The organism is Aureispira sp. CCB-QB1, assembly GCF_000724545.1.
Lineage (GTDB): Bacteria > Bacteroidota > Bacteroidia > Chitinophagales > Saprospiraceae > Aureispira.
Genome location: NZ_JHBV01000046.1, coordinates 52,680 through 65,817, shown reverse-complemented (window position 1 = coordinate 65,817; position 13,138 = coordinate 52,680). Strand labels below are relative to the sequence as shown.

At 34.2% G+C, this 13,138-nt stretch carries 10 protein-coding genes; 5 read left to right on the top strand and 5 right to left on the bottom strand.

The window, feature by feature from the left end; translation table 11 throughout:
- Positions 1-4: 4 nt before the first annotated feature.
- Entirely contained in the window at positions 5-565 is a 561-nt protein-coding gene (locus CG11_RS24930; RefSeq protein WP_052599686.1) for a hypothetical protein, read from the bottom strand.
- A gap of 137 nt (positions 566-702) precedes the next feature.
- On the opposite strand from CG11_RS24930, the gene CG11_RS24925 reads away from it, so the two are divergent.
- Positions 703-2,178 (top strand): hypothetical protein, encoded by a 1,476-nt coding sequence (locus CG11_RS24925; protein WP_052599685.1) that lies wholly within the window; start codon positions 703-705, stop codon positions 2,176-2,178.
- A 58-nt stretch (positions 2,179-2,236) separates the two neighbouring features.
- Here CG11_RS24925 and rsgA read toward each other — a convergent pair whose 3' ends face one another.
- Entirely contained in the window at positions 2,237-3,181 is a 945-nt protein-coding gene (gene rsgA / locus CG11_RS24920; RefSeq protein ID WP_052599684.1) for a ribosome small subunit-dependent GTPase A, read from the bottom strand.
- Positions 3,182-3,649: 468 nt separating this feature from the next.
- Between rsgA and CG11_RS30490 the strand changes: the two genes are divergently transcribed.
- Positions 3,650-6,109 (top strand): SDR family NAD(P)-dependent oxidoreductase, encoded by a 2,460-nt coding sequence (locus tag CG11_RS30490; RefSeq protein WP_197043933.1) that lies wholly within the window; start codon positions 3,650-3,652, stop codon positions 6,107-6,109.
- A gap of 167 nt (positions 6,110-6,276) precedes the next feature.
- On the opposite strand, the gene CG11_RS24910 is transcribed toward CG11_RS30490, so the two are convergent.
- From CG11_RS24910 to CG11_RS24900, 3 genes are all read right to left on the bottom strand, one after another.
- Positions 6,277-6,831 carry a hypothetical protein gene (locus tag CG11_RS24910; RefSeq protein WP_052599683.1) on the bottom strand — a complete coding sequence of 185 codons (555 nt, stop codon included), beginning with the start codon at positions 6,829-6,831 and terminating at the stop codon, positions 6,277-6,279.
- 316 nt (positions 6,832-7,147) lie between these two features.
- Entirely contained in the window at positions 7,148-7,690 is a 543-nt protein-coding gene (locus tag CG11_RS24905; protein WP_231512833.1) for a hypothetical protein, read from the bottom strand.
- Positions 7,674-8,150: a hypothetical protein gene (locus CG11_RS24900; RefSeq protein ID WP_052599682.1), complete on the bottom strand. Its 477-nt coding sequence runs from the start codon at positions 8,148-8,150 to the stop codon at positions 7,674-7,676. Before CG11_RS24900 ends, CG11_RS24905 begins: the two co-directional genes overlap by 17 nt.
- Positions 8,151-8,516: 366 nt before the next feature.
- On the opposite strand from CG11_RS24900, the gene CG11_RS24895 reads away from it, so the two are divergent.
- The 3 genes from CG11_RS24895 (at position 8,517) to CG11_RS24885 (ending at position 12,839) form a co-directional block, all read left to right on the top strand.
- A complete protein-coding gene (locus CG11_RS24895) occupies positions 8,517-9,575 on the top strand; it encodes a hypothetical protein (protein WP_052599681.1) in 1,059 nt (352 codons plus the stop codon).
- Between the two features lie 326 nt (positions 9,576-9,901).
- Complete coding sequence (locus CG11_RS24890; protein ID WP_052599680.1) at positions 9,902-11,836, top strand: S9 family peptidase; 1,935 nt, start codon at positions 9,902-9,904, stop codon at positions 11,834-11,836.
- 106 nt (positions 11,837-11,942) lie between these two features.
- Positions 11,943-12,839: a hypothetical protein gene (locus CG11_RS24885; protein WP_052599679.1), complete on the top strand. Its 897-nt coding sequence runs from the start codon at positions 11,943-11,945 to the stop codon at positions 12,837-12,839.
- Positions 12,840-13,138: the final 299 nt, after the last annotated feature.

The following is a 13,138-nucleotide window of genomic DNA, read 5'->3' as shown; positions in this document are numbered from 1 at the left end:
TATATTATTTAGGTGGTTGTAAATGTATTAATAGGGTGGCTTTTAAAAACAACAAATGATTGTCTATATGTAATTCTAGTGTATCATCTAGAGAGGAGCTATTTTTTCTCCATAAAAAAATATTGTTACACAAAAAGGAATTAAAAGAGGTTTGTATCTTTTCAATTGTCTTCATAGAAGTACTTTTTTCTGATACCTCTGATTTTGTATGAAGTATTTTCTCTACTTCTTGGAGTGCTTTTGTATAGTCTTCAGAGTTAGCTATCTCCACCAAAAAGAAAAGGCTCTCAAAGTTGTTTTTATTCAATTCATTGAAAACATAGTTAATACATACTTTTTTTAAGACTCTTTCATTGTTTTTTTCGATAAAAGTAATATATTTTGAAATCGAATGAGATGTTTTTGGTATAACAATAAATTCATTGTTTTTGGTATCTTCGATCACGACTACTAGAATAATAATGGCAACAGGATTATAGAAATGAGGAAGGGTAATTGCAGCAGCTTGTTTTAATCTCAATTCATTAATCCAAAGTATATATTGTTTTCTTTGTTGTGGAGGCATGATTCAATTTATTATTAACCCTTGTTGATGATTCAAATATAGACTAGAAATCCAAAAAGGTAAAACCAACTTTTTGAAAAATGTAAAATCCCATTTTAGCTATTTTTGAATCTCTGATTTGTCCTAAAAAGAATGAGATGGCTTCTTCCCTTGAGTTGTTTAATTTGATTCAGTCTTTGACTAGTAATGAAAAAAGACATTTTCAGTTGTCTACAGATTTGCAATCTGGTAAAAAAAACTATGTGTTGCTGTTTGAAGAAATGGAAGCACAAGAGACTTATGACAAACAACAGATTATCGAAAAATTATCAGGCTATAAATTTGTCAAAAGACTGCATGTTACTGAAAATTATCTTTATCAGCGTATTATGGAGAGCTTGCGAATTTTTCATGCCGAAAAATCTATTGTAGCCAAATTGTATAATTTGCTAATGGATGCTGAAATTTTGAGTAGAAAGGGCTTCTACAGATTAGCTATGGAAGTACTGAATCGTGCAGAGAAATTGGCAACAAAACAGCACAAAAATTTCATACTGGCAGAAATCACTCCTCGGAAAATAGAATTAATAGTGGCTGACAAAGATCGAAAATTAACAGAACAGCTAGATGCTTTGTATCATCAAACTCAACATATACACCATCAATTGCAAGAAGAAAGTCATTATATTTATTGGCACCATTGGTTTGTATTGATTTTTAGAAAATGGCGACATCCTAGAACAGCCAAGATACTTGAACAAATGGAAAAAGGCTATCAATTTGTGATTCAGCAAGGTTTCCCAGAAACAGGGACTTTTCAAACACAGTATTATTATTATACCATACAGAGTTTGTATCATCAACTGACAAAACAATATGAAAAAGGGAATGAAATACATGCCAAAATATTGACCTTATGGGAAGCAAATCCTACCATAATTCAGGAAAAAAGGTCTGTTTATATAGCAAGGTTGGCTAATTACATCAATAATAGCCTTACTTGTCAAAAATATGAAGTGGTTTTTTCTTTAATTGAAAAAATGGAAAGCTTAAAAACAACTACGTTTGATGAAGAGGGAGAGAAATTTCAAAATGTTTATTTTTATAAACAATTGTATTATTTAAATACCAAGAAGTTACAAGCTGCCGAAGAATTAATTCCCTTAATAGAAAAAGGACTTAATAAGTATACTCAAAAAATTAATCCTGCTCGCAAATTAGCGTTTTATTACAATTCTACAATTACCTATTTTTTATTAGAAAACTATGAGGCAGCTGCAGATTGGCTCAACAAGATTTTGACAATTGCGAGAACATATGAACCACGAAAAGACGTACAGCAATTTGCTCGTATTTTACAAATGGCAATTTATTATAAACTATCTAGCTATAAAGTGTTGGAATATCTATTCAGAAGTGTATATAGAAATAAGAAGCTAAAAGCTGAAATGCACACCTTTGAAAAAATTGCTCTCCAATATTTCAAGAAATTATTGATAATTCCTGTTGAATCTAAAGAAGAGAAGATGCTGTTTAAGCAATTCAAGGAAGCTCTAGAGACCTTAACATCAGTAGAACAAAGTGTTACAGGGTTTGAAGAATTTTATATATGGGTGTGTCGAATGTGTTCCTAAACTAAAAATCAGAAAGGGAATATGCTCCCCAATTGATAGCCAAAACTAAAAGAAATAGTTACCAATCCGTCAAACGTTCCCAAGAGTTTTGACCCATAACATCTTCTAAGATAGAAAGGTAGCTTTGGTAGCGCAAAATACTAATAGCCCCCGATTCAACGGCTTCTTTAACCGCACAATGTGGTTCGTTCATGTGCATACAATTGCCGTATTTGCAATGTTCAGACATCTCAAATATTTCTCTAAAATTATGCGCTACATCTGCGGGATCCATATTAATAAAACCCATTTCCTTGATACCCGGGGTATCAATAATAACACCTCCAAACTCTAATTCATGCATTTGCGCAAAGGTCGTGGTATGCATTCCTTTACCAGAATATTCCGAAATTTCTTGTGTGTCCAGTTCTAAATTATCTTGTATACAATTGACAATGGAAGATTTCCCAACACCAGAATGCCCAGATAAAAGCGTCGTTTTGTCTTTTAAAAGTTCTTTTAAATCTTCAATACCTGTACCTGTTTCGGCAGAAACTAGTTTCGTTTGATAGCCAATTTCTGCATACAATTGCTTTAAACCATTAAAAATAGCCATGTCATCGTCGGTATAAATATCTGCCTTATTGACGATAATATAAGTGGGAATGTTGTGAGATTCTGTTGTTAACAAAAAACGATCAATAAATCCTGGCTTGAGCATAGGATCTTGGATGGTAACAATAATAAAAGCTTGATCAATATTGGCCGCAATCAAATGCATATAATGTTTGCGTCGAGTAGATTGTCTTAGGACATAATTTTCTCGTGGAAATAATTTAGCAATCATTCCCGTGTCCAAGCCTTTTTCTTGTTCTACCCAAACTTTGTCACCAACAGCAATAGGGTTGGTCAATTTAAATTTACCCAATCTAAATTTTCCTTTAATTCTACAATTCATCAATCGCCCATCTTCTAACTTGACGATATACCATTTGCCTGTTGATTTTGTTACAATCCCTTCCAATCCAATTGATTTATAATAAATTAAAAACTGTCATGTTCTCCTAACACAAAGTAGTGCCCAAATCGTTCACTAAGGTACGTTTATTTATGTAGGTTATGCAAAATAGTAGAGGGCTAATTTTACTTTTATTTAAGTTTAGAGAGGATAAAGAAGCGGTATCTCTTGTGGAAGATTCAACGTATCTTACCTTGTAGGAATGGTTCGTTATTCTATTTATAATCGATTGAAATGTAGTTGTTTTTTCAAGGTGGTAGTTTGGAGAGATTGATGAATTAAAATAGAAATAATCCTTTAAATCAATATTTAGCTAGTATCTTTTTCGTTTTTTTAGACAAAAACCATACATTTAAGAAGTCCTATCTTACTGAATAAATGTAGCAAAAAATGGAGTACCCACATAAGAGCGGAAACATCGTGTTACAAATTAGTGATTTATAAATAACTTAAGCACCCAATAAATTTTTTTTCATGCAAAAGCACACTGTTTATATCTTTTTTTCTGAGGCTAATGAAATAGAGGCCAATCAAATTGCTAAAGATTTAAAGCACACGAATATTAATTGTATCGTTGCGGCACCAACTGCTGAGAAGGTAACGCAATTGGTAGAAAAAGAAGACGCAACAGGACTTCTTTTAGTGAGCGATAATTACCTCAAATCTATTCAAGAAACAACGCACTTAGATCGTTTGTTAGATGAAGATCTAGAAAATCGAATAATTCCAGTTATTACGCATGGTCGCCGTCTAAAAGTGGGGACTTCTCAGATGGAAGTGTATCCTACCAAAATTCAGACACTAAATAATGTCATGTATTACAGAGATTTTTGGTATGAAGAATGGATTGCTTTGCGCAAAAAATCTAAAAGTGCTCCTATAGAAGAGCAGGAAGCTTTGAATGAGCAAAAAGAGATTGCTAAAAAAATGTCAGTGGGTAGTATTTCGAATTTTATTCGAAAAATTAACAGTACCGAACCTGCCGATTGGGATGAGTTGTGTGCCGATGATTACAAAATGCTTTTTGATAAAGTTGGTATTGAAAGAGTTTTTGTTGAGGGAGAAGAGGAGGAAGAAGTCTCAGAAATTCCTACTATTGAGATACCTGTTGAGGAAGTGGTTGTGGAGGAAAATGTGGAAACAGAAGTATTGGACTTAAAAGGCGATGAAGAAAGCATAGCGGTAGAGGTATCTGCATCTGAAATACCTTCTAACGAAAACGAAGAAGAACTTCCTACAACTTCAGAAAACGAAGAGGAAACAAAAGAAGAAATAGAAGAAGAGGTGGTTTCTGAAGAGCCAATCGAAGCAATGCCATTGCCAGAAGTTACCTTAAATGAAGCAACAGAAGAACAACCAGAAGCAGAATTAATAGAGGAGGAAATAGAGGAAATCTTGACTGAACCTGAGGCGACGGTCAAAGAAGAAGTGCTAGCAGAGTTAGTAGAGGAGGTCAACGAAGAACTAGAAGAGAAACCAGAAGAAACTACTGCTATTGTTGATGAATCTGAAGAGGATAAAGTAGAGCTCCCATTTACAATGGAAGGGTTGAAAGATCTAGATAGTGTAGATGCACAGGCTATATTGGAACAATATAATATAGATGAGGTAGAGGATGTAGATATCCTATTTCATATAGCAGAAAGTAATGCGGAAGAAGGAGATTTTGAGGATGCTCGAAGAACATACGAACGTATTCTTAAACTGGATCCTTATAATGGTCGAGCATTAATCTGGTTGGCTCGTTTGTTGGCTAGACATTACGACGGAGAGACAATGGAGGCAGCACATTTGTACCGCAAGGCAATTATGGTCAATGATGATAACGCTGCTTTGTACTATGAATATGCTTTGTTGCAAAAAGAATACTTTAAGTCTTATAACAAAGCAAGCGACTCTTTTAGAGAAGCTTTGTTAATTGATTCGATGTTTGAAGATGCTTATCTAGGTTTGGCGCAATGTCAAAGAGAGATGGGAATGATTGACCAAGCAAAAGCTAACTATTTGCAGGCTTGTGTATTGGATGCTGCTAAATTTCAAACCGCAGAAAATGACAATTATTTTGGAGTGCTTCGCATATTGGAGGATGAAGTAGAGGAAGCTGTTCAGGAACTAGAGGAGGAAGAGGAAGTAATTGAAGAGGAAAGAAGTCCTAATGCAGATACTGTGGTGATGGTAACAGGAGCGAGTTCGGGAATTGGACAGGCTATTGCTGGTCAATTTATTATGGCTGGCTACAAAGTGATTATTACTGGTCGCCGAAAAGAACGTTTGGATGAGTTTCAGCAATTGATGGAGGAGCATTTAGAAGAAACACATATTCATAGTTTGAATTTTGATGTTTGTGACTTGGATGCAGTCAAAAATGCCTTGGATAGCTTGCCCGAAGAATGGTCTAATATTGATATATTGATTAACAATGCAGGATTGGCAAAAGGGTTAGCTTCTATTCATGAAGGCAACGTGAAGCACTGGGAAACAATGATTAATACAAACATAAAAGGGTTGTTGTACATGACACGCATGGTAACTCCCAATATGGTAGCACGTAAGAAGGGGCATGTTATTAATCTAGGTTCTGTGGCTGGAACGCAGGTTTACCCTGGTGGTGGTGTGTATTGTGCGACTAAAGCTGCTGTTGATTCTTTGACACAATCTATGCGTTTGGATTTGTATCAACACAATATTAAGGTAACTTGTGTAAGCCCTGGACATGTAGAAGCAACAGAGTTTGCAGAGGTACGTTATGAGGATAAGGAAAAAGCAAAAATTTATGAGGACTTTAAACCTCTTTCTGCACGTGATGTTGCCGAGACAATTTACTATGTTGCCACGAGACCCGATCATGTGAATATTCAGGATATCCTAATGTTCGGAACACAGCAGGCTTCTGCTAGAGATGTGAATCGAAGTGGACGAGGGGAGAATAAATAAAAGTGATTGTGTTCGCAGTCTTTTTAATCAAGAAGCGTTTAGTGGTAAAAAACTACTAGACGCTTTTTGATTTTGTAGAGCTAAGCCATAATTTTATCTTTGGAATTCAGATTTGCAATTGGGTAAATGTTTTTTTGCTGCAATTTAATCGTTAATATTTCCCTATTTTATCTTTGCTTGTAAAGCTTTTTAAACCACTTTTTTCTAAAAAATTTCTTTCCTCTTTCAAAATATTTGCTCTCTAAAATACAACTGTCCAAACTATAAAAATATTGTTTTTTTTTGATTATACGCCACCTTTCTTCATGCCCAAGTGATATAACTTTTACTGGTCGAGGATAAAAAAAAAGTGTACGGCTAGTTGAGACTAAGGGGGACCAAAATTTATAATTAGAGTTTATTTTTTTAGCATACAAGCAAACCTCATTCAGATTATTGATAACAATCACAACTGTATCTCCAAGTCTAGGAAGATATCCAGATAAAGAGTATTCTTTGTTTGTGTTTGGTTGAGTCCCAAGAGTTGATGCAGAGCCAATTTTTTGGCTATTCAAATTGATATACTTTAATACTTGGTTTTCGATACTTATAACTTTAATTCTTATTATTTTACTAGATTCTGCTAATAGTTTGATAAAATCGACACTTATACCACGAGCGTTGCTAAGGTTTGATATAGAGCTAAGTATAAGCACCAGTACTATTTTTTTTATTATTCTCATTATCTTACTTAACTGGATATTCTATAATGTAGTAGTTCGTTGATTAGTTCGCTACGCTCATGAGATCGCTATCGCTTAGTTGTTTACTTTTTCACCAAAAAAGATAAAAAAGTAAATTTATATTAGCTTGATAATCAAAGCTTTATCACAAAGCACAATAAATCTGCAACTTATTGATTATCAACTGCGCAGCACTCACGAAGTAAACTAATAAAGTTTTTCAACGACCACGAAGTAGCAGCGCAGCTAACTATTGATAATGCTAACGTTTAGCTAAATATAGGAGCACTATATCGTTCTTGTTACCTGTGGTTACTTATGCACTAAATTTCATAGCATTACTAACCTTAGACGCTTCTATTTTTCTAGTTTTATTATCTTTTTTTATAGATGCTTCTTGTTTTTTTATGATTAATTTCCACCAATACACAGCAGGGATAAGATTGCCAGAATGTTTTTCTAAACGATAAGTCAATTCAATATTGGGTTCTTTTTTATCATTAATGATTTGGCTTAAGCGAGTGTAATGAATATCCAAATCTTCAGATAATTTCTTTTTAGTTCTATTTAGAATGCGAGTATATTCTTCAAGATGTTTACCAAAACTTTTTCCATCTATATAAATACTATTTTCTATATAGTCTTCCATTTGATATTTGAATCGAAGTAAATCTGAATATATTCTTTCTTTTTCAGATTGCTCTTGTAGTAATTTAAATCGAAAAGCTAATAACTTTTCTGTTGCTTTTTCTTTTTCTTCCTCCGTTAAATCAGCAGGAATAAGCATAGATTCAGCAATTTCTTCATCACTGAATTTTTTTCTAAGCTCTTTATATATTTTCTCATATTCTCTCATCATCTTCAAGATATTTAGATTTTAAATTTTCGGAAGCTTTGAGGAAGACAGCCAAAAACAGTCCAACTTTTTTAAAGCCATAAGCAATATAAACTGGAATTAGTTCTGTCTTAGGTAGGAGAGAAACAAAACCATCATAGCCTTTCTGGAATGCTTTTTTACAAGCAAATCCAATTAAATTTCCAGCAATATTCTTAAATTTTTTATTCTTTCCAACATTTTCTTTAGATGCCTCAATTAAGTTTATATGAATTCTTTTTTCTTTAGGATAATCAGTAAGTGAGATTAAACCTAAAGTTTCATCGATTCCTTTTCGTCTGATTTTGTAAACATCATTTTCAGATTCTTTCGACCAATCAAATTCAAAATTGTCATTTTCATTTAGTTTAGAAACATCAGATTTTCTAAGTTGCTCTATTTCTCCTTTGTATTCTTCTCCAGTATGTGTATTTATTATTTTCATTTTACTTGTTAATGCTATTTATAAATATAATGAATAACATTTACTAAATCAATAAATATTTCAATTTTTATTAAAAATTAAAGAGTTGCAATATTTTTAAATATTGGCATTCAACTAAAACTTTTAAAAAATAGCTTGGGTATTTTACCATATCCACCAGCATTCATTCAATCTTTCAGATACCCAAAACAGGCTTTACAATTCTATTTTAACAAATTAATAACAGCTTTGGCTAGTCTTTTGTAAAATAAGATGTTTTATTGTGTTTTGAATTATTGAGACAATTTTAAGATTTATTGGTTGGGTTCAAATGCATCTTTAGAAATAGAAAGAACAACCAATAATTAAATACCAAAAAATAAAAAAATGAATTTTAAATTATTGTCAACAACGTTTCTTGGGTGCTTCTTTTTTGTTCATGTTCAGGCGCAGCTGCCTGTTGTAAAAGCCAAAGGAGGAGATGGCGTAGAAATAGATTGGCGATCGGTGCAAGAAGCGGAAGATGCCGATGAGAAAAATCCTGGTTTCTTTTACAACGATTGTGCGCAAGGTGTAACACCAATACATGCTTCATCCACGCTAAAAGGGCAAGGTTCTAAAAATTATAACATAGGAAACTTGTCAGACGATAATCCAATGACAGCTTGGGTAGAAGGGGTACAAGGGTATGGTATTGGTGAATCTTTTGAGGTCAAAGCAATTACTGTGAATGTGATTTACAACGGTTATCAGTCTAGTCCTCAAAACTGGAGATATAATTCAAGGGTAAAGCGGTTTAAGGTGTATCGACATGGTGAGCCAATTTGTTACTTGGATTTGACCGATGAAATGGGAGCACAGCATTTTGAATTACCACATCACATCAACTGGGAAACAAAAGAGAATTTTAAATTTGAAATAGTAGACGTATACAAAGGAGAAAAGTGGGAAGATGTTTGTATTTCTCATATCGATCATGTTGCTTGTTGTTTTGCACCAACTACTCAAATTAGTCTAGCAAATAACACAACAAAAATGGTAGAAGGATTGACTGTCGGGACTACATTGTTGGCCATTGATTTGGAGACATCTCAAACATTCGAATCTGCAGTAGAATTGACAACCAATCAACGTCATTTGAGTTTATTGGATGTAAAAACGGCTTCCTATCAAATTTCAATTACTCCTGATCATCCTTTATATATCAAAGGACAGGGATTTGTGTCGTTGGCAAAATTAAGAAACCAAAAAAATAAGCAAACTTGGAAGGCATTGTCCCAAACAGAGGTGCAAGTCATGGTTTTTGATGAAAAAACTGGCAAGACAAGTTTTGAGCGTATAGAGTCTATTCAAAAAATAGAGGGTGACTTTAAAACTTATACCATTCTTTCTATTTCCAAAGGATCAACCTATGTTGCCAACGGGTTTGTCAACAAAGTATATTGATAAGTTGTTTGGTTGAATTTTTCTTTAAAATAAGGAAGAATCAAATGCGTTTAATTACCTTTATTGGGTGATTAAACGCATTTTTTATAATAATACATTTGCACAATAGTTTGTAAATTTTTACAGGACAGAGCATTATTTTTGATAAATAGAAAGATCGTGCTGCTAAGAGTATCTAATTTTTTATTATTATCAAATAAAAGATACGCAGATCTAACTTTGAAGTTGTGGTATTGATGGAACTGTGGTAGTTAGACAAATTTAAAAACTGTTCGAAACTCCAATTAACAACCTATTGCTTGCCGTGTATGTAGTCTAATTCAACTATGAAAAAAAAATATCTAGTACTTTGTTTGACTGCTTTTTTAGGAAGTATACAAGCGCAAAAAAACTTAACCCCGCAACAATTATTGGAACTAAATAGAGTGTCAGCAGTAGGGTTGACCAATGACAAAACAGCTGTTGTCTATCGTTCTTCTCAATATAATGTAGCAGGTAATTCCAAAACAACAAAGTATTATTTGCAACCGATTAAAGGTGGAGAGAAAAAAACAATTAGTGATTACTCCAACTTGGTAAAAGACGGACACGTGTCTCCAGATGGTCAATTGAAAATTACAACTGAAAATGTTAAAATAGAGCGTGTTACTGGAACGGATTATTATCCAACACTAGAAAATTCAAATGTGCGTATTTACGAAAGTTTACAGTATCGCCATTGGGACACTTGGGAAGATGGAGAATACAGCCACTTGTTTGTAGAGAACATAAAAGGGCGTATGATGGATCGAGTGGATATTATGAAAGGAGAACCTTACGATTGCCCTACCATGCCCTTTGGTGGTGGGGAAGACTATTTGTGGAGTCCTGATGGTAAGAAAGTATTGTATGTTACCAAAAAACTACATGGAACGGCATATACTCAGAGTACCAACACCGATATTTATGCCTATGATATAGCTACCCAAAAGACAGAAAATTTGACGGGTTATAATAATGGTTATGATATGGCACCTGCATTTTCTTCTAAGGGATTATTGGGTTGGTTGCAAATGAAACGAGATGGTTATGAGTCGGATAAAAATGATATTATTATTCGTTACAAAGAAGGGGGAAAAAAAGGCGATATCAATCTAACAAAAGATTGGGATGGTACGGTCAATAGTTTTTTGTGGAGTAATGAAGGTGACAAAATTTATTTTACAGCACCCGTAGGGGGAACCGTTCATTTGTTCGAATTGGCGGTGCCCACTTCTTATGAAGCTAAAGTAACAGCTCCGAAGCAAATTACAAAAGGGCAGTTTGATGTGCATGGAATTGTTGGACACAATGGTGCTACAATGGTGGTTGCTCGTAGAGACATGAACCATGCGACAGAGTTGTATACCGTAGATATTACCACTGGCGAAATGAAACAATTGACGCATGAGAATGATGCTATCTATGAGGGCATCAATAAGAGCAATGTGGTAAAACGAATGGTAAAAACGACGGATGGAAAAGAAATGGTTACATGGGTAATTTATCCTCCAAACTTTGATAAAAATAAAAAATATCCAACACTGTTATATTGCCAAGGAGGTCCACAAGGAGCGTTGAGCCAATTTTATTCGTTTCGTTGGAATTTTCAACTTATGGCAGCACAAGGTTATATTGTCGTAGCACCCAATCGCCGAGGAATGCCAGGATATGGGGTTGAATGGAACGAACAGATTAGTGGAGATTATGGCGGGCAAAATATGAAAGATTATTTGGCAGCCATTGATGCTGTTGCAGAAGAACCTTATGTTGATAAAAATAGATTGGGTTGTGTTGGGGCAAGTTATGGTGGCTATTCTTGTTTCTATTTGGCGGGTATTCATGAGAAGCGTTTCAAGACCTTTATTGCACACGATGGTATTTTTAATTGGAAATCAATGTATGGAACAACAGAGGAAATGTTTTTTGTCAATTGGGATATGGGAGGTCATTATTGGGACAAAAACAACAAGGTGGCACAACGTAGTTTTAATGAATTCAATCCTATTGAGCATGTTCAAAAATGGGATACTCCAATCCTAATCATCCAAGGAGGAAAGGATTTTAGAGTACCAATTGGGCAAGGTTTGGAAGCTTTTAATGCTGCTCAGATGCGAGGAATTAAGAGCAAATTGCTGTATTTCCCAGAAGAAAATCACTGGGTGCTTTCTGTGCAAAATGCTTTAATTTGGCAAACAGAATTTTTTAAATGGTTGGAAGAAACCTTAACGGTTGATAAATAAGGGGGTATAAAAAAATAACTGAAGTTATTACAACGAACTATGCTAAGCATTCGTCTTTAGTGTAGTTCGCTGTTTTTTATCCCCACACTACCTCAAAAAAAAGATTATGTTAACTAAGACAAATTTTGTATGCTACCTATCCCTAATAACTACGTTGTTTTTTACTGCTTGCCAAAAAGAAACAATCAAAGAGGTGGGAACTGTTGTTGTTGATCCACCAATTACTTCAGATACTATTCGTTTTGCAGAAACAATGCAAGATGCTAAGACGCTTACAGTTTTCCCTTCAGTTACGTCAAGCACTAGCCACTTCGAAGGAAACTTTTATGGTTCAATTTATACTAGTCGAATCATGTTGCCACCAGACGACTTTAATAATCAGGCAGATCAAGTGGTCAAAGTATATGTGGAAAATGACACGATTAAGGTTTTGAACTATGCCTTTCCAATCGATTCTTTGTCGCAAACTCATTTTGACGCAAGTGTTATCCCCAATCCAAACTCTTATAGTAATACTAAAATTCTAAAATTGACGTATAGTAATAATTATAATCGAATTGTTATAGAATACGATTATGACTGTTATTATGGTCCTTACAATGGTTGTGCTAACTCTGAATTAGATTTTAATGGACTTCGAACGACAAAAAACGAGACCGTTTTGCCTCATGGAGATGTCGCCAATTTAACAGGAACGTATAGACTATGGGTAAGAAAACAAGACTTTACAAATAACCTAGACACACAATATATCAAAAATGTAGTAGTAACTACTTCGGGAAATTCTTTTTTCTTTGATCAGCAAAGGTTTTCTTTAGATTTATTTGATAGTTATCAAAATTACACTTCTTTGTATATTTACTCTTATTATAGACGTGAGGTATCTAGAAACATCTACTGGCATAATGATAGTTTGTCTTTACAGTATTCGAAGATTATTAATGATGCTAGTATTGGCTACTCATCTTCTGTTCGCTATACCTACCGAGGCAGGAAGGAATAATGTTTATTTTTTCTAATAGTAGTTCGTTGATTAGCTCCCTACGCTCGTGAGATCGCAAGCTTAGTCACCAAAAAGATAAAAAAAATACATTTATATTGGTATTGATAATCAATGCTTTGGTGTAAGGCGCAACAAGGGCGCAACTTGCTGATTATCAACTGCGCAGCACTCACGAAGTACCACGAAGTAGCAGCGCAGCTAAACTAATAAAGTTTTTCAACGACCACGTAGTAGCAGCGCAGCTAACTATTGTTCTAAGTCATCAGATTGAGTCCTTTTTTAGAGGGTATTTTGACGAT